This window comes from Mucilaginibacter flavidus (genome assembly GCF_024055575.1).
Taxonomy (GTDB): Bacteria; Bacteroidota; Bacteroidia; order Sphingobacteriales; family Sphingobacteriaceae; genus Mucilaginibacter; species Mucilaginibacter flavidus.
Genome location: NZ_JAMXOE010000004.1, coordinates 39,380 through 57,111, shown reverse-complemented (window position 1 = coordinate 57,111; position 17,732 = coordinate 39,380). Strand labels below are relative to the sequence as shown.

General features: G+C 45.3%; 15 protein-coding genes. 12 read left to right on the top strand and 3 right to left on the bottom strand.

Annotated elements, in window-relative coordinates; genetic code table 11:
* The first annotated feature begins 52 nt into the window (after positions 1-52).
* Together NAF19_RS09445 and NAF19_RS09440 are read left to right on the top strand one after the other, a co-directional pair.
* A complete protein-coding gene (locus NAF19_RS09445; RefSeq protein ID WP_252789797.1) occupies positions 53-1,381 on the top strand; it encodes a GntP family permease in 1,329 nt (442 codons plus the stop codon).
* A gap of 1 nt (position 1,382) precedes the next feature.
* Positions 1,383-2,507, top strand: coding sequence for a glycerate kinase (locus NAF19_RS09440; protein ID WP_252789796.1), 1,125 nt, complete (start codon positions 1,383-1,385; stop codon positions 2,505-2,507).
* A gap of 264 nt (positions 2,508-2,771) precedes the next feature.
* Here NAF19_RS09440 and NAF19_RS09435 read toward each other — a convergent pair whose 3' ends face one another.
* Positions 2,772-4,244, bottom strand: coding sequence for a glycosyl hydrolase family 39 (locus tag NAF19_RS09435; RefSeq protein ID WP_252789795.1), 1,473 nt, complete (start codon positions 4,242-4,244; stop codon positions 2,772-2,774).
* Positions 4,245-4,506: 262 nt separating this feature from the next.
* Here NAF19_RS09435 and NAF19_RS09430 point away from each other — a divergent pair, with 262 nt between their 5' ends.
* The 5 genes from NAF19_RS09430 (at position 4,507) to NAF19_RS09410 (ending at position 9,999) form a co-directional block, all read left to right on the top strand.
* On the top strand, positions 4,507-5,214 hold the full coding sequence (locus NAF19_RS09430) for an NUDIX hydrolase (protein ID WP_252789794.1): 708 nt from the start codon (positions 4,507-4,509) through the stop codon (positions 5,212-5,214).
* Positions 5,215-5,305: 91 nt separating this feature from the next.
* Entirely contained in the window at positions 5,306-6,973 is a 1,668-nt protein-coding gene (locus NAF19_RS09425) for a ribulokinase (RefSeq protein WP_252789793.1), read from the top strand.
* 162 nt (positions 6,974-7,135) lie between these two features.
* Positions 7,136-7,837: an L-ribulose-5-phosphate 4-epimerase gene (locus tag NAF19_RS09420; protein WP_252789792.1), complete on the top strand. Its 702-nt coding sequence runs from the start codon at positions 7,136-7,138 to the stop codon at positions 7,835-7,837.
* A gap of 112 nt (positions 7,838-7,949) precedes the next feature.
* On the top strand, positions 7,950-9,440 hold the full coding sequence (araA, locus tag NAF19_RS09415; RefSeq protein WP_252789791.1) for an L-arabinose isomerase: 1,491 nt from the start codon (positions 7,950-7,952) through the stop codon (positions 9,438-9,440).
* A gap of 76 nt (positions 9,441-9,516) precedes the next feature.
* Complete coding sequence (locus NAF19_RS09410) at positions 9,517-9,999, top strand: hypothetical protein (protein WP_252789790.1); 483 nt, start codon at positions 9,517-9,519, stop codon at positions 9,997-9,999.
* Between the two features lie 134 nt (positions 10,000-10,133).
* Here NAF19_RS09410 and NAF19_RS09405 read toward each other — a convergent pair whose 3' ends face one another.
* Together NAF19_RS09405 and NAF19_RS09400 are read right to left on the bottom strand one after the other, a co-directional pair.
* The gene (locus NAF19_RS09405) at positions 10,134-11,138 is read right to left on the bottom strand and encodes an EamA family transporter (RefSeq protein ID WP_252789789.1); all 1,005 of its coding nucleotides are present in this window, start codon (positions 11,136-11,138) and stop codon (positions 10,134-10,136) included.
* Positions 11,135-11,584, bottom strand: a complete 450-nt coding sequence (locus NAF19_RS09400; protein WP_252789788.1) for a TQO small subunit DoxD — start codon at positions 11,582-11,584, stop codon at positions 11,135-11,137. The genes NAF19_RS09405 and NAF19_RS09400 overlap by 4 nt, the downstream gene beginning before the upstream one ends.
* 82 nt (positions 11,585-11,666) lie before the next feature.
* Here NAF19_RS09400 and pdxR point away from each other — a divergent pair, with 82 nt between their 5' ends.
* The 5 genes from pdxR (at position 11,667) to NAF19_RS09375 (ending at position 17,729) form a co-directional block, all read left to right on the top strand.
* Positions 11,667-13,151, top strand: coding sequence for a MocR-like pyridoxine biosynthesis transcription factor PdxR (pdxR, locus tag NAF19_RS09395; protein ID WP_252789787.1), 1,485 nt, complete (start codon positions 11,667-11,669; stop codon positions 13,149-13,151).
* A gap of 176 nt (positions 13,152-13,327) precedes the next feature.
* The gene (locus tag NAF19_RS09390; RefSeq protein WP_252789786.1) at positions 13,328-14,104 is read left to right on the top strand and encodes an alpha/beta fold hydrolase; all 777 of its coding nucleotides are present in this window, start codon (positions 13,328-13,330) and stop codon (positions 14,102-14,104) included.
* Complete coding sequence (locus NAF19_RS09385) at positions 14,104-15,681, top strand: Mur ligase family protein (protein WP_252789785.1); 1,578 nt, start codon at positions 14,104-14,106, stop codon at positions 15,679-15,681. The genes NAF19_RS09390 and NAF19_RS09385 overlap by 1 nt, the downstream gene beginning before the upstream one ends.
* 23 nt (positions 15,682-15,704) lie before the next feature.
* A complete protein-coding gene (locus tag NAF19_RS09380; protein WP_252789784.1) occupies positions 15,705-16,886 on the top strand; it encodes a D-alanine--D-alanine ligase family protein in 1,182 nt (393 codons plus the stop codon).
* Between the two features lie 12 nt (positions 16,887-16,898).
* Positions 16,899-17,729 (top strand): aminotransferase class IV, encoded by an 831-nt coding sequence (locus NAF19_RS09375; RefSeq protein WP_252789783.1) that lies wholly within the window; start codon positions 16,899-16,901, stop codon positions 17,727-17,729.
* Positions 17,730-17,732 lie beyond the last annotated feature (3 nt).

Genomic DNA, 17,732 nt, shown 5'->3' with positions numbered 1-17,732 from the left:
CCGAAATTTAAACAGGTGTTATAACTTTACCCATACCATTACCACAAAATAAATGGCTCATTCGCTAACTTATATTCTTACACTTTTAGCTGCCGGCATTGGGCTGATTGTGCTGCTTACTACAAAATATAAGGTTCCTGCATTTTTTGCATTGTTTCTAGCCTGTTTGGTTGTGGGGCTCGGTATCGGCCTGCCTTTAAGCGGCGTGATAACAACGATGAAGGACGGTTTCGGCAATATTTTAAAATCGTTGGGGCTGATAGTTGTATTGGGCACAACGCTGGGCCTGCTGCTTGAATACACCGGTAGCACAACAGTGATGGCAACTTATTTGATAAAGAAATTAGGTAATAAACACGCTCCCTGGGCCATGAGCCTGACAGGTTTTATAGTTGGCCCGCCCATTTTTTGCGACTCTGGATATATTGTACTTAGCGGACTAAATCGCTCAATGGCGCGGCGGACAGGCATCCCAATAACCATCATGTCCGTCTCCCTCGCTACGGGTTTATATGCCGTACATTGTTTAATTCCGCCACACCCCGGTGCTTCGGCAGCGGCAGCCACCATAGGGGTTGATTTCGGCAAGCTGATTCTAATTGGAATCGTAGTAGCCATCCCAGCCATGATTGTTGGCAATTTATGGGCGAAATATGCGGGTAAAAAAACAATTGAACACGTAACAGATGAAGTTTTTGATATCGATGATGAACACGCACGCCCGTCACTGATAAAAGCTTGCCTGCCCGTTTTTGTCCCGATAGTTTTAATCGGTATAAAGTCGTTTTTAACAGCGGGCGCGCATACTTACCCGGCCTGGGCTACGTTTTTACTTACCCTGGGCGACCCAGTAACGGCCCTTTTGATTGGGGTGCTGCTGGCATTTAACTGCAAACGCGGCTGGAAAAAAGGCGAATTGAGTAAATTATTGCAGGAAGGGGCAGAAAAAGCCGGCGGCATATTGGTTATAATTGGTATGGGTGGCGCGTTTGGCGCTATTTTAACCTCGGCAAATATCGGTGCACATTTTAGCCAATCGCTGGCACTGGGCAGCATGGGTATTTTCTTTCCGTTTTTATTGACGTCGGTTTTAAAAACGGCACAGGGTTCATCAACGGTTGCCATAATTACCGCCGCTTCAATAATGCTGCCCTTGCTGCCTGCATTGGGGCTGAATACCGAAAACGGCAAACTGTTTTGCGTGCTGGCTATGGGTGGCGGATCTATGATGATATCGCACGCTAACGACGCCTATTTTTGGGTGATCGCAAAGTTTTCAGGGTTGGAAATGAAGACCATGCTGAAGGTTTATTCAACTGCTACCATATTGATGGGCACCACAACGATAATTATGGTTTATATTTTATCAAAGGTTTTATAACATGCATATCCTCATCGCCCCAAATGCTTTTAAGAACAGCCTTGATGCCGGACAAGTAGCTCTGGCAATTGAAAAAGGCTTAAAGCGAAGCAAACTGGATTGCACCACCCAATGCTTTCCCATCGCCGATGGCGGCGATGGAACAGGAACCCTCATTGTTGAAAGCTGCAATGGTAAAGTAGTTTGGAAAGAAGTTACCGACCCGCTTGGTCAGAAAATCAAATCCTCTTTCGGGTTGATCGACTATGGCAAAACAGCGGTAATTGAAATGGCGGATGCATCGGGTTTGCGGCTGCTGAAAAAGGAAGAGCTAAACCCTTTAAAAACCTCATCATACGGAACAGGGGAATTGATAAAATTCGCTTTGGACGAAGGCGCAAGCCGAATAATTATAGCCATGGGCGGCTCTGCAACTGTTGATGGCGGCTGCGGAATATTAAGTGCTTTAGGTATTCGTTTTTTGAATAATGGCGGGGATGTATTACAAGCCGTCCCCGAAAGCCTGGTTAATATGGCTAAGATTGACGCATCTGACCTTGATAAAAGATTAAGCAATTGCGAAATAGTTATTCTTTGCGATGTTGACAATAAGCTGCTCGGCCCACAGGGAGCGGCAACCGTGTTTGGCCCGCAGAAAGGGGCATCGATTAAAGATGTCCCGTTTTTGGCGAATTTTCTGGCGAATTTTGCAAAGATATCTACCGCTCAAACCGGCAAAAACATGGCCGATATTAAACATGGCGGCGCGGCAGGCGGCGCCACGGCTGGCCTGAATACCTGGCTGAACGCGAAACTGGTAAACGGTATAGAATATTTTTTAAAGCTCACCAGCTTTGCCGAAGCGCTGCAGCACGCAGACTTAGTCATCACCGGCGAAGGCAGCATTGACCGGCAAACACTACAGGGTAAAGGACCTTACGGGGTTGCATTGCAGGCGAAGCAGGCTGGTTTAAAAGTTATCGGCGTAGGCGGTGTTATTCCGTCTAAACCGGATGAAGAACTCGATCGATTTTTTGACCAGCTGATTTGTATCAATGAGCCTGGTACCGATCTGGCTACTGCGATGGCCAATACCAGGGAAAATCTTGTTAAAACCGGCAACAAAATTGGTGATATGCTGGCTTAAAAAACCAGGCTTTGCTTTCGTCTTTGGTGGTATTGTCGCCAATCATGGCGTAAATTTACACGCAAAAGCGTTCCATTTTTGCACATGGAACACCCGGAACGCTGTGAAACATGCTGATTTTCAGATATTTTACTTTTGCCTTGATTTACAACGTAGAGACGTAATGTGTCTCCCGCTGACAGGTTGCAAACATGCGCAGTGACTACCAGTCAGCGGGAAACGGGAAGCATCCCGTCTCTACAGGGGTTCGTTTTAATTACCTCCCTATTTTTCCAACACCACCAAACTTACCGCAAACGGCTTCAACTCAATTGTATCGCCCTTAACAGTGCTCTCAATAGCAGCGTTATCACCCGACGCCGCATCAATGGTGCTTACTTTGGCGCCTGCAAAGCCTGCGGGCAATTTAATAGTTATCGTTTTGTTCCGTTTGTTAAGTACCAGTACTTTTTTGCTCCCTGCACTGCTCACAAACCCCTGCGCATGTACATCGCCATTACCGTTATTACCTATACCCGTTTCTACCAGTTTATCGCCCGCATGGATGTTATCCTTTATGAGCTTCAGCACCCAAAAGCGTGCATTCGGTTTGCTGTTGGTGTAGTTGATCATGCTCACATCCGGGTATTGTGTGGGGAAACCGACCAGTTGCGATTCGCCGATATAATCAATCCCCTGCCTGGTCAGATCGATGAAGAAGTAAGCATAAACGGATGCCGACAGGTTCCAATATTCCTGGGTTATCGGCTGCGCGCGCATAGCGTTGCTTACAAACGTACCCAGCTCGTTGATATCCGTTTTGGTTTTTGGCGATAGGCGTTTGCGGACGCTTTCAATAAAACCCACCTTTTCTAAAAACAGGTCGGCCTTATCAAACAGCGTATACTCGTAGGCGTCGAATTTCTGCCCGTCGTTTGCATTGGCGTAACAGTGGTATGATATTACCTCCAGCGGGATGCCCGGCTTATGGTGTTTCGGATTTAAAAAGTATTCAAACCAGTATGGCTTTTCATAGGCCAGGCCAAGTCCGACAATTTTCGTTTTTGGCGATACTTTATGAATTGCCGTGTACATTGCATCATAAACTTTGGTGTACATCTCCGGGGTGAAATTATGCTCCAAATCCGGCTCATTTAACACTTCCCAATACTGAAACTCGTATTGATAGCCCGATTTATGATATTTTCCCAGTTCGTCGGTAAATCCGCCTTTGGTATACCAGCTGATCAAACGCTCGTAATAGCCGGTTAGTTCCTTCATGGTTGGGTCCCTGAATTGGGTGCCACCGCCGTAGCCCCAGCCAACTTCATTTGGGTCGGCAGGGTAAGTTACTTTTTTGTCGGTTTTAAACATCCATTGCGGTATGGTGCTAAAATTCATGATAATGGAATGCCCTTTCGTGGCTTCCAAAAAATCGATAGTCATGGGGTCTATCAAACTAAAATCCCAGGATGTTGTGGAGGCAGTCGGAGGCTCCAGTTCGGCTACAGCCAGCTTTGGATACGGAAACCACGGCACATAACGCACATAATCGGCTCCTAAGTCCTTCAACGCACCGAACGAACCATCGTGCATACTGGCTCCACGGCGCAGCATAGGGTTGCCCACAACCTGCAGCGTGGCAGTTGACTTTGAAACCATGGTGGTTTTATCCCATTTTACCGAGAGGTCCATATCCTGTGCCATGCCAATTTGTACTGCAAAAATCAATACGGCTATAAGTGTGAATTTTCTCATATGCTTTGTTTAAAATCAATCCGGTTTAAATTTTTGATCCCGTATTGCCCGGTGTACACAGCCGTTTTTCTTAGTCGCGAATAAGCGTCAAAGTATTATTGGCAAAGTTTTATTAATCAAATCTAATTATCTGTCGGCTACATCGTTAATAAATTATCCATGGTTTACTTAATTTTCGATAGTTAAGTATTAATCCTGCATTTCTTTATCTATCAACAATGTAATACATTTGCCCCTGACATTAAGCAAATCACTTTTAAAAATGCATAAATACTCTAAACAAACCCGTCATTTATTAGCAGTAGATTGTATCATTTTCGGGTTTGATGGAGAAACTTTAAAAATACTATTAATAAAACGTGGCTTTGAGCCCGAAAAAGGCAACTGGAGCCTTATGGGTGGCTTTGTGGAACAAAACGAAAGTCTTGACCAGGCGTCAAACCGCATATTAAAGCAACTTACCGGTATTGACGGTGTTTACCTGGAGCAATTGCACACCTTTGGCGATACAAACCGCGACCCGATTGAACGCACTGTATCAACCGCCTACTTTGCTTTAATCGACATTCATCAATACGAAACGCAACTCAGCAATGATTATCATGCAGAGTGGTTTCTATTGAAACAGGTACCAAAGCTTATTTTCGATCACCAGGAAATGGTTGAGGCGGCTAAAAGGCGCATAAGGTACAAGGCAGCCCTTCACCCTATTTTATTTGAATTGTTGCCGGCAAGGTTTACTATACCACAATTACAAATACTTTACGAAAGCGTGTTTAACACCACCATTGATAAAAGAAATTTCAGCAAAAGGGTTTTAGCTACCGGCTTATTGATAAAGCTTGCCGAAAAAGACAAAGCAGGTTCAAAAAGAGGAGCATATTATTACCAGTTAAACATGCAGAACTATTATGCTAAGTTCCAGGCATTTTTAAACTTTATCCCAAATCCGGATACCCTGATACTTTAATAATTACGAAAGTAAAAACATTAATTTTTTTTTCTAAATTTCGTTTTGTCAAAAAATAAGTGTTATTTCGACACTAAAAATAAAACCAATTATGACCACCCACCAATTTGTGATTGGCGTTGACTATGGAACGGATTCTGTTCGCTCGGTTTTAATCGATGCCGCTAATGGCGACGAAGTTGCCACTTCGGTATTTAATTACCCGCGCTGGCAGCAGGGATTATATTGCAATGCCGCCGAAAACCAATTCAGGCAACACCCGCTTGATTATATTGAAGGGCTGGAAGCGACAATTAAGGATTGTTTAAAGAAGGCTGGCCGGGACGTTGCAAAGGCCGTTAAAGGCCTGGCGGTGGACACAACAGGTTCAACCCCCGTTGCTGTTGACAAAACCGGCACCCCATTAGCTTTAACGCCTGGTTTTGAAACCAACCCGCATGCCATGTTTGTGTTGTGGAAAGACCACACCGGCGTTAATGAAGCGGCGCAGATAAACGACCATGCTACAAAATTCGATACAAATTATTTAAAATATGTGGGTGGCATTTACTCGTCCGAATGGTTTTGGGCTAAACTGCTGCGCACCTTAAGGGCCGATGACCAGGTTGCGAAGGCTTGCCATAGTTGGGTAGAGCACTGCGACTGGATACCGTTTTTATTAACCGGCGGAACCGATGCTGAGCAAATAAAACGCGGCCGCTGCTCAGCTGGGCACAAAGCCTTGTGGGCCGAAGAGTTTGGCGGGTTACCGCCTGATGAATTCTTTTCATCGCTCGACCCGCTATTATCCGGTTTTACCGAACGTTTATTTAAAGATACTTATACATCCAACGAAGCAGCAGGTACTTTAAGCCCTGAATGGGCCCAAAGGTTAGGCCTCTCAACCGATGTGGTTGTTGGCGTAGGCGCGTTTGACGCCCACATGGGTGCCGTTGGCGGGCAAATTGAACCGTACCACCTGAGCAAGGTAATGGGTACCTCAACTTGTGATATTTTAGTGGCTCCGGCTGCAGACATTGAAGGCAAGCTTATCCGCGGTATTTGCGGGCAGGTAAATGGCTCGGTAATTCCGGGAATGGTGGGGCTTGAGGCAGGGCAATCGGCTTTTGGTGATACTTATGCCTGGTTTAAAAATATTTTGGCCTGGCCGTTGAATGCTTTGACGTCGTCAACCCTTATCGACCAAAAAACAGCCGAAGCTTTGAAAGATGAACTTGTGGCGAAGATAATTCCTGAACTAAGCAGACAAGCGGCATTGTTACCTGTTGACGAAGATAATGAACTTGCGATAGATTGGTTTAATGGCCGCCGCACACCCGACGCCGACCAAACACTTAAAGGTGCAATAACCGGGCTGGGGTTGGGCAGCGATGCCCCGCGTGTGTTCCGCGCATTAGCCGAGGCCACCTGCTTTGGCGCAAAAAGTATTGTAGACAGATTTGTAGAAGAAGGCATACCGGTGAAAGGGCTGATCGGCATTGGCGGCGTTGCTAAAAAATCGCCCTATATCATGCAAATGATGGCCGATGTATTGGGTATGCCTATCCGGATACACCAGTTTGAGCATACCTGCGCATTGGGTGCAGCCATGTTTGCAGCAGTGGTGGCGGGTATTTATCCGACAGTTGAAGATGCGATGCAGGCAATGGGCCGTGGGTTTGATGCAGAGTATTTTCCGAATGAAGGCTTGCAAGAGGTTTATCAAAAGAGATATGAGCAATATGCCGGGTTGGGGAAATTTATTGAGGGCACTAAATAAATAATTATCGCGAATTTCGCGCAGGGCGGTGCCCTGCGCTGACGAATTTGACCCTTTCAGGGTCAGCAGTAATTGGTAGAACCCAAAGCTAAAAGCCCTGAAAGGGCGAAATCCACCAGCACAAGTCGCAGGCCTGTGCGATAACGAATTGAAAATATACTAATGAGCAAATATCAGCGTATAAAACAAAGCGCGTACGATGCAAACATGCAGCTGCCCAAACTGGGGCTGGTGCTGTTTACCTTCGGCAATGTAAGCGCCGCCGACCGTGAACTTGGTGTTTTTGCTATAAAGCCGAGCGGCGTGCCTTATGAAGAGCTTTCGCCTGAAAAAATGGTGATTGTTGATTTCGACGGCAATACCATCGAGGGAGACTTAAGGCCTTCGTCGGACACAAAAACCCATGCTGTGTTGTATAAAAATTGGGCGGGTATTAATGGAATAGTGCATACCCATTCAACCTATGCAACGGCCTGGGCACAATCGCAGCGGTGCATACCAATATTTGGCACCACCCATGCCGATCATTTGACGGTTGATATCCCCTGTGCGCCGCCGATGGATGATGAAATGATAAGGGGCGATTATGAATATCAAACCGGCTTCCAGATTATCAATCATTTTGAACAAGCCGGATTGGACTATAGAGAAACAGAAATGGTGCTGGTAGGTAACCACGCCCCTTTTACATGGGGCAAAACTGCCGAAAAAGCGGTTTACAACAGCGCGGTATTGGAGTCGGTAGCGCAAATGGCCTACTTAACAGAGCAGATAAACAACAACGCACCCCGATTAAAGGATTCGTTAATAAAAAAACATTTTGAGCGCAAACACGGGCCGGATTCTTACTATGGACAGAGTTGAGTTAGCAGTTTTGAGTAAGCAGTTGGCAGTAGATAACTAAGTAAATGGCTTTTTCAATCACTAATTCACTAATTCGCTAATTCACCAATTATAAAAAATCGCTAATTATAACATGATAGATCTTAAAGCATTTGAAGTGTGGTTTATAACCGGGAGCCAGCACTTGTATGGAGAAGAAACTTTAAAACTGGTTGCAGAGCATTCTCAGCAAATTGCAAAGGGTTTGGATGGTGCGGCAGGTACGCCTGTTCGTGTGGTTTACAAACCGGTTGTTAAAACCCCGGAAGAAATTTACGCCACCCTCCAGGATGCAAATACCACTGCAAATTGCATCGGTATCATAACCTGGATGCACACCTTCTCCCCTGCCAAAATGTGGATTCGCGGCTTAAGCATCCTGCAAAAACCAATGCTGCACCTGCATACGCAGTTTAACCGCGATATCCCGTGGAGTTCTATCGATATGGATTTCATGAACCTGAACCAAAGCGCCCATGGCGACCGCGAGTTTGGTTTCATCGTATCACGCATGCGTAAAAACCGCAAAGTTGTGGTTGGCCATTGGCAGGACCCGGAAGTATTGGGCCAAATAAATGCCTGGGCAAGGGCCGCAGCCGGCTGGCACGACTGGCAGGGCGCAAAATTCGCCCGTATTGGCGACAACATGCGCTATGTTGCCGTTACCGAAGGCGATAAAGTTGAAGCAGAACTAAAATTTGGGTATTCAGTAAATACCTACGGCGTTGGCGATTTGGTGAAAGTTATTGACAGCATTAGCGATGATGCGATTAATGAATTGCTTACAGAATATGAGGCAACTTACACCATGGCTGCTGATTTGCAAAAAGGCGGGGCCAAGCATCAATCAGTTTATGATGCAGCAAAAATTGAGCTGGGCTTAAAGAAGTTTTTGGAAGAAGGCGGCTTTAAGGGCTTCACTGATACTTTTGAAGATTTACACGGCATGATACAGTTGCCGGGTATTGCAGCCCAGCGGTTGATGGCCGCAGGCTATGGCTTTGCCGGCGAGGGCGACTGGAAAACTGCCGCGCTAGTGCGTGCCTTTAAGGTAATGGGCAGTGGCCTTAAGGGAGGCAATGCATTTATGGAAGATTACACCTATCATTTCGACCCAAATAATCAGTTGGTCTTAGGTTCACATATGCTGGAAATTGATGCTTCATTGGCTAATGGCAAAGCTGCCCTGGAAGTTCACCCGCTTGGAATCGGTGGCAAAGCCGACCCTGCAAGGCTTGTATTTAATGTGGCAGGTGGCGCGGCATTAAACGCTTCGATAGTAGATATGGGCAACCGTTTCCGTTTGTTAATTAACGAAGTGGAAGCCGTTGAGCCGCAAAATGATTTACCTAACCTGCCTGTTGCGCGTGTACTTTGGAAACCGTACCCGGATATGAAAACCGGTTGCGCAGCCTGGATTTACGCTGGAGGCGCGCACCATACCGCTTACAGCCAGAATTTAACAGCTGAACACCTGCAGGACTTTGCTGATATAGCAGGATTGGAATTTATACGCATTGGGAAGGAAACTAAACTGGACCAGTTACGGAATGAATTGCGGTGGAATGATGCGAGTTATAAATAAACACGATTAAAGGATTGCCAGGATTTGCAGGATTAGCTTTTCGAAAACTTTTGGCTGTTAAAACTGTCATAGTTGTATGAAGTATTTTAATTTAAGTTTGATTTTAATCTCGTTGCTGGCGGCGGCGTGCACATCAAATAACACCAAAACCGAAAGCAAGGATGCTGATAGCCCGGATTCTTCAACATTGAAGACTGCGACGGCTACCGACACCTCGCGTTGTTTTTTATTAACTGAAGGCACTAAAAACCAGGACAGCACAACTATTGAGCTTGCTATAAAAAATAATAAAGTAACCGGCCAGATGAACTGGCTACCTTATCAAAAGGACAGCCGCAAAGGAACGCTTACAGGCACTGCAAAAGGCGACACCGTTAACGCTGTGTGGAGTTTTATGCAGGAAGGCATGACAGATACCATCGGTTTGAAATTGGTGTTGAACGGTAACAGGCTAATGCAAAAACCGCTGACATTTGACGCAAAAACAGGCCGCGAGCATACCGATGAAAAGGCTGGATATACGGTTGTTTATAAGGAAACGGGCAAAGCAAAGAAATAAAATAGCCTCGTAGAGACGCAATGCTTCGCGTCTCCCGCTTGCAATCTGCGAGGTGCCTAAACAGCTTTTTTAAAATCCGCAAAAAAAATCCCGGCCAACCTTACGCCAACCGGGATTTTTCACTATTAACTCTGTTAACACGCTTTCAACGCTTTGCCGTTGGCTTGCAAATCAGTAAGTTTAATAACCGGCGCTTCGGGTTTCTTTTCTTTGATTGCGTTGCGGTATTTATCAAGGTTGATGAGCAGCACACTAAACAAGATGATCGCCAATCCGGCTATTTGCAGCACAGAAATATGTTCCCCTGCAAAAAACATCCCCAGCAAAAGTGCGATAACCGGGTTAATGTATGAGTGTGTGCTTACCTGTGTAACCGGACGCACCTGCAACAGCCATATATACGCACTGAACGCACCGATGGAACCGAATATTATTAAATAAACCAAAGCCATCCACGCCTGCGTTGGTACGTGTTGAATGTTAAAGCTGCTAACCTCGTGGTGAGCAAAAGCTGCAGGTACAAAGGCAAGGCCGGCAATAATCATCTGCCAGGCGGTATTTAAAAGGGCAGGGCTGCTGCTGCCTTTCCTTTTCGAAAACAACGACCCTGCCGACCATGCAACTGTTCCAAGCAATAACAGGCCAACCCCGAAAAGCATTGAAGGGTTATAATTACCGCCAAGGGCTTTACTTAGCTGCTCACCAAACAATAACATAACACCCGCAAAACCAACTAGCACCCCTAAAATAACGGCCTTGTTTTTAAAATTGGTGCAGTAATTTACTTTGTCCATCAAAACAAACCATATGGGGCTTGCCGAAACCAATATGGCAACCATGGCGCTGGGTAAAGTTTGCTCAACCCAAATTACGATGCCTGTTGCCACAAACAGGGTAAGCAAACCACTGATGCCCGAGTTGATAATGTCCCGTTTTACCCAAATTTTATCACCCTTAATAGCGCTGTAACCGAGCAATAATAAGCCCGCAGTGGTGAAACGGAATGCTCCCATCAACATAGGGGGGAAACCGTTTACAGCCATTTTTATAAAAAAGTAGGTTGAGCCCCACACGATATAAACCGTTGCGAATGCAATTATCACCAATAATGCAGGCGCTTTTTGCTGAATTGTTTTCATGATTGTTGATTTTTATTTAATAGTGAATCTATACTCCATTTATAATCTGGCAGACTTGCCAGTAACAGGCTTGCTGCGCTAACCGTAAAAACTGAATAGCCCAGCGGCGACTCAATCCCAAACGATATAGCCATTGAAATGCCGAAGGCGAGAGCCAGCAAGCCACTGCCTACAGCAGCAACCCTGGTAAAAAATCCGGTTAACAGCATCAGTCCGAATAACCCCTCGCCTAAAGTGGCAATCGCTGCAAAAACAGGTATTAGCCCAGCAGGAATAAAGGCCATTGTCTGGCGGGCATAATCTATAAAATGGGCCCAGTCGCCCCAGCCTACGTGCGGCTGGCCGTGTTTGCCAATGATACCAAGGCGGTCGGCAACTTCCCACAGGTAGCTGAATGTCAGCCCTGCCCTTAGGTATACCGATGAATATTTTTTGATGAGTTGCATATTATTTTTGTTTGCTGATGTAAAATTAATACATCATTGGACTATCTTTATAGTCCAGAAAACACAAACAAGGTAGTCCAGTATGCAATTTCCTAAGGGCCTCATAATCATCGACAAAAACTCGCATGTGCCGGTTTATTTGCAGATAGCAAACGGCATTATCAGCCACATAAGGCGCGGCACGTTAAAGCCTGCATCGGCACTGCCGGGAAGCAGGATACTGGCTGCCGATTTGCAGGTACACCGCAAAACGGTGGTAGCAGCTTACGACGAACTGTATGCCCAAAACTGGGTTGATGCCTACCCGCGTAAGGGCATTTTTGTTGCCAAAAACCTGCCTGATGTATCGCCAAGGAAAATCAAAGATGAGTTACAGCAAAACGCTTATCCAGATAAAACATTTTTTGAAGTACCGGTCAGTTCTTCACCGTTTTCACAGCCTTTCCAAAAAAAGCCAGAACATAACCTGGTTTTTGATGATGGCTTCCCCGATACGCGCCTTGCTCCTATTGAGTTAATGGTACGCGAATACCGCCGTTTTGCCCGGTATCATTTCACGTCGAAATACCTGTTGTACGGCCCCGAACAGGGTTCAGAAAACTTACGGAATGAACTTGCCCGTTTTTTTGGCGAAACACGCGGCTTGCAGGTTAAACCCGAAAATATTTTGATAACCAAAGGCGTGCAGATGGCCTTGTATCTCATCGGGCAGGTGTTAATCAGTAAAAACGACATTGTTATTGCAGGAGACCCCGGTTATACCGTAGCCAGCGAGATTTTTGAACTGGCCGGCGCTAAAGTACAGTTGTTACCGGTTGACGAAAACGGCATCAATGTTGACGCTATCGACGACATCTGCAAAAAGAAAAAAGTCAGGCTGGTTTATGTAATCCCACATCACCATAGCCCAACAACCGTAACCCTCAGTGCCGAGCGTCGCATGCAATTGCTCGAACTGGCACGCAAACATAAATTTGCCATTGTTGAAGATGATTATGACTTTGATTTTCATTACGCCAGCAGCCCTATATTGCCATTGGCAAGTGTTGATTATTGCGGTTCGGTTGTTTACGTAGGTTCATTTTCAAAAACAATTGCACCCGGCATCCGCATGGGTTTTATGATAGCACCTGTAAATTTAATTGTGCAGGCTACCCGTTTCCGTAAACTGGTTGACCGGCAAGGCGAGCAACTGATTGAAGAAGCCATGGCCACCCTGATAAAAAACGGAGACATAAGCCGTCACCTAAAAAAAGCCAACAAAGTCTACCACGAGCGGCGGGATATATTGTGCCGTTTACTACAGGAAAAATTAGGCGAATACGTGAAGTTCAAAATACCTGATGGGGGATTTGCTATCTGGATGGAATACTTAAGAGGGCTAAAGCCAGCAGAAGTAGCAGCAAAGGCGGCAACCATGGGGCTCACCATAAGCGACGGCACCGATTATTATCATGACCCTGCCTATCTCCAAAATCACGTAAGGATTGGCTTTGCATCATTAAACCCGATAGAGCTGGAGCAAGCTATTGATATACTAAAACGAGCCATTATAGCGATTAGTTAATTATCAATAAAAACTCATTCTTTTTTAGATTCTCGAAAAATAACCAGGAATAATTCTCATCTTTTTTAACACTTAAGTACTTTGTATTTGTTAGCAATTTTTGACAACGCGTAACCGGACGTTGCCTGTTATAGCTGTCACTTATTTATTATCTTTGCCAGCATCGTTACATACTTATGGAGCAAACCCAAATTGTTAAGGGACTTAATGTAAATTTCAGGGAAACAGGTGAAGGTAAGCCGGTTGTTCTTCTGCACGGCTGGGGCTCAAACCTGGAGGCTTTTACAAGGGTACAGCAAAACCTGGAAAGTGAATTTCACGTTTTTTCAATCGACCTGCCAGGTTTTGGTAAAAGCCAGGAACCTAAAGAGGTATGGGGTGTTTACGAGTACACCGCGTTTATCGAAGAATTTTTCAAGCTTAAAAACATCAGCAATCCAATTTTGGCTGGGCACTCCTATGGTGGCCGGATATCTATTGTTTACGCATCGCGCAACCCGGTTTTAAAGCTGGTTTTGTTGGATAGCGCAGGCATTAAACCGCACCGTCCCTTAAGCTATTACATAAAAATTTACACCTACAAATTTGTCCGGGCGGTACTGCCCTATTTGGTTGGCCGCACAAAGGCCAACGAGATAATTGAAAATTACCGCAAGCAAGCCGGGTCGAGCGATTATAAAAGCGCATCGGCTATTATGCGGCAGGTGCTGGTAAAATCGGTTAACGAAGATTTGAAGGCAGAAATGCCAAACATAAAAGCCCCCACCCTGCTGGTTTGGGGCGAAAACGACACGGCCACCCCTGTCAGCGATGCCAAAACAATGGAAAAGCTGATACCCAACGCCGGCCTGGTGGTGTTAAAAAATGCAGGTCACTTTGCCTTCGTTGAAAAACTGGGCGAGTTTTTAATAATATTGAATAATTTTCTGCAGCCCGATAAGAAGAACAGTTAATGGAGAACATACTATTTTTTGCCGCACTGGCAGTAATCCTGGTTTATGCTTTTGCCAAATTAAGGTTCGAACTGCACATGATGCAGCTCAACTCGTACCGCAACGAACGCTATTTTAATTGGCTTAAAACCAACCTGGTAATTACAACCCGCGTGCTCGAGGCTATTGCGTTGGTTATCACAGGCGTGTTAATCCTGCTTGCAGGTGCAACTGTGGCAACTGTAGCAATCATCCTTTTATTTGCATTACTGGCCTATCTCCTTTTCATAAAAAAACAGAAAAAGCCGGTAGTGTTTACCAAACGGGCGCAAAGGTTGTTCGCGCTTACGTTTTTACTTTCAATAATTGCAGGTGGCGTTTACTACATACTAACCGGCAAAGCGTTGTGCACCCTTTGGGTAGGCGGTTTTGCACTGTTGTTGAGTTTCGCAATCATCGCGATAGCAAACGTTTTAATAGCCCCGGTTGAAAAAGCGGTTAACAACTGGTACTATAACGATGCAAAAAAAATACTGGAAAGCAGGACTGATTTAATTATAATCGGCATAACAGGCAGCTATGGCAAAACCAGCACCAAGCACTTTTTGCACCGCATGCTCAGCGAAAAATACAATGTGCTGATGACGCCCGGCAGCTACAACACCACCATGGGCGTTATAAAAACCGTGCGCGAGCAATTGCAGGCCACCCACCAGGTTTTTATTGTGGAAATGGGCGCCAAACAGCCAAACGACATCAAAGAAATCTGTGATTTGGTACACCCGCAAATTGGCATACTTACCGCGGTTGGCGAGCAGCATTTGGAAAGCTTTAAAACTATCCAGAATGTGCAAAAAACCAAATTCGAACTGATCGATGCTTTACCATCCGGCGGGCTGGCTGTGTTAAATGCCGACTACGAGTTTATTGCCAACCGCCCGGTGAGCGACAGGGAAACTGCCCTTTACTCCTCGGATAATGAAAAGGTTGACTATTATTTAAAAGATATCAGTTACTCTGCCCGCGGCTCGGCGTTTTCGGTTTATCATAAAGGCGAAAAACTGGCTGCTTTTGATACCAAATTGGTGGGCAGCTACAACCTGTCGAATATATTAGCCGGTTATATTGTAGCCCGGCATTTGGAAGTTCCGGATAGCAGCGTTGCTTTTGCCATAAAGAAACTGGAACCGGTACAACACAGGCTTGAGGTTAGGGTTCATTCAAATGGTGTTACTGTTATTGACGATGCTTTTAACTCAAACCCGGTTGGCTCAAAAATGGCGCTGGAAGTTTTAAAAGCAATTGAGGGGCAACGCAAGATAATTATCACTCCTGGTATGATTGAGCTGGGCGAAAAACAGGAATATTATAATACTTTATTGGGCGAACAGATTGCAGATAGCTGCGATTATGCTATACTTGTAGGCAAGAATATTACATTACCAATTATGGCCGGGTTAAAAAACAAAAATTATCCCGACGAAAAAATATATGTTGCCCAAAACTTTAAGGATGCCGTTAACCATTTAAACGGCTTTACCAAAGCGGGCGATGTATTGTTATACGAAAACGATTTACCCGATACATACGAACTTTAGAACCAATTACACAGCTAGAAAAAATGAAAATTAAAGTTGGCGTTATTTTTGGCGGTCGGTCGGTTGAGCATGAAATATCAGTTATTTCTGCACAGCAGGCCATCGCAGCATTTGATAAAAACAGTTACGACATTACTCCCATCTACATTACCAAAACCGGCAAATGGTATACAGGCGACGCGCTTTTAACTGTAGATAACTATAGAAATACCGACTCGCTTTTAGCGCAGTGCACCGAGATTTATTTAACGCCAACCTTTGGGGATTTCACCATCAACGCTGTACAAAGTTCGATATGGAAAAGCAGGGAATTGGGTAAAATTGACATTGCGTTCCCTATCATCCACGGCACTAACGGCGAGGACGGCTCGCTTCAAGGACTACTTGAATTGAAGGGTATTCCTTACGTTGGCTGCGATGTACTTTCATCGGCCATCGGTATGGATAAGATAATGATGAAGATGGTGCTGAAAGAAAGCAAGCTGCCCGTGGTTGACTATACCTGGTTTACCGACCGCAGCTGGCACATGGATAAAGACGCCATTATCGAGAACATCAAAAAAATTGGTTTCCCGGTTATCGTTAAACCATCAAACCTGGGCTCGAGCGTTGGGGTTTCAAAAGCGGCCGACGAGGCCGCGCTGATTGAAGCTGTAGAGCTTGCCGGGCGTTTCAGCAGCCGTATTTTGGTTGAGCGGATGGTAGTTGACCTTAAAGAAATCAATTGCTCTGTATTGGGCGATTCGGCCAATCAAACTGCATCAGTATGCGAGGAACCGCTTGGTGCAGGTGATATCTTAAGCTATAAAGACAAATACGTCAGCAATACCAAAGGAGGCTCATCAAAAGGCATGACGAGCACTAAGCGCCAGATACCGGCCAATATCCCCAAAGAACAAACCCAGCTGATACAGGAACTGGCTAAAGAAACGTTCAGGATCTTATCCTGCTCGGGTGTATCGCGTATCGACTTTTTGGTTGATAAAAAAGACAACAAGGTATACGTAAACGAAATAAACACCATCCCCGGCTCATTATCATTTTACCTGTGGGATGCCACCGATAAAAACTTTGCACAACTGCTTAAAACACTTATCGACGTGGCCTTAAAACGCCAGCGCGAACGCGATAATTTAGTGGTAAGCTACGGCGAAAATATATTTAGCATGGGTGGCGCAGGCGGATCAAAATCGGGCAAATCGTAAAATTGTAATCAAATGGCTGCCAAATACGTATCCATAAATAATGAGCTTGTTTTAGCAGCCGATGCCAAAGTTGGCGTTGGCGACCTGGCCATGCACCGGGGCTATGGCATTTTCGACTACTTTAAAGTGGTTGATGGTCGCCCGGTATTTATGGAGGACCATTTTAACCGGTTTTACAACTCGGCGAAAGAAATGCACCTGGAGGCAACGCTTAACCGGGACGAGCTGAGAAAAACCATAGCTGAGCTAATGGAAAAGAACAATATGCCCAACTCGGGTATAAAATTGTTACTTACCGGCGGCTACTCAGAAGATGGTTACAAAATGGGCAAACCAAATTTGATCATCCTGCAATACCCCCTCAGTTTTAAGGAAGGGAACCAGGTAGAAACAGGGTTAAAACTGGCTACTGTGAATCACCAGCGGCAGCTGCCATCAATTAAAACCATTGATTATTTAATGGCTGTTAGGCTTCATCCTTTTATGAAAGAAAACGGCTTTGATGATGTTTTGTATCACAACAACGGCACTATTACTGAATGCCCGCGGGCCAACTTTTGGATTGTATCTGGTAACGAAATTATAACCGCTGCTAATAATATTTTGCGTGGCATAACCCGCAGCAAGGTGTTGAATTTTAAAGTAGATGGATATACCATCCTTGAAAGAGACTTTACCCTGAATGACCTTGCAAATGTGCAGGAAGCCTTTATAACCAGCACAACCCAATACGCCTACCCTGTTGCAGCTATTGATGGCAAAGAGATTGGCGATAGGAAGATTGGGCCAGTTACCCGGCAGGTGAAGGAGCAACTACTCCAACTAATATGCGATAGTAACTAAATT

Bases quoted from the DNA above. Each gene is read 5' to 3' on its own strand.
- NAF19_RS09445 (WP_252789797.1), top strand. From the start codon at position 53: ATGGCTCATTCGCTAACTTATATTCTTACACTTTTAGCTGCCGGCATT.
- NAF19_RS09440 (WP_252789796.1), top strand. From the start codon at position 1,383: ATGCATATCCTCATCGCCCCAAATGCTTTTAAGAACAGCCTTGATGCC.
- NAF19_RS09435 (WP_252789795.1), bottom strand. From the start codon at position 4,244: ATGAGAAAATTCACACTTATAGCCGTATTGATTTTTGCAGTACAAATT.
- NAF19_RS09430 (WP_252789794.1), top strand. From the start codon at position 4,507: ATGCATAAATACTCTAAACAAACCCGTCATTTATTAGCAGTAGATTGT.
- NAF19_RS09425 (WP_252789793.1), top strand. From the start codon at position 5,306: ATGACCACCCACCAATTTGTGATTGGCGTTGACTATGGAACGGATTCT.
- NAF19_RS09420 (WP_252789792.1), top strand. From the start codon at position 7,136: ATGAGCAAATATCAGCGTATAAAACAAAGCGCGTACGATGCAAACATG.
- araA (WP_252789791.1), top strand. From the start codon at position 7,950: ATGATAGATCTTAAAGCATTTGAAGTGTGGTTTATAACCGGGAGCCAG.
- NAF19_RS09410 (WP_252789790.1), top strand. From the start codon at position 9,517: ATGAAGTATTTTAATTTAAGTTTGATTTTAATCTCGTTGCTGGCGGCG.
- NAF19_RS09405 (WP_252789789.1), bottom strand. From the start codon at position 11,138: ATGAAAACAATTCAGCAAAAAGCGCCTGCATTATTGGTGATAATTGCA.
- NAF19_RS09400 (WP_252789788.1), bottom strand. From the start codon at position 11,584: ATGCAACTCATCAAAAAATATTCATCGGTATACCTAAGGGCAGGGCTG.
- pdxR (WP_252789787.1), top strand. From the start codon at position 11,667: ATGCAATTTCCTAAGGGCCTCATAATCATCGACAAAAACTCGCATGTG.
- NAF19_RS09390 (WP_252789786.1), top strand. From the start codon at position 13,328: ATGGAGCAAACCCAAATTGTTAAGGGACTTAATGTAAATTTCAGGGAA.
- NAF19_RS09385 (WP_252789785.1), top strand. From the start codon at position 14,104: ATGGAGAACATACTATTTTTTGCCGCACTGGCAGTAATCCTGGTTTAT.
- NAF19_RS09380 (WP_252789784.1), top strand. From the start codon at position 15,705: ATGAAAATTAAAGTTGGCGTTATTTTTGGCGGTCGGTCGGTTGAGCAT.
- NAF19_RS09375 (WP_252789783.1), top strand. From the start codon at position 16,899: ATGGCTGCCAAATACGTATCCATAAATAATGAGCTTGTTTTAGCAGCC.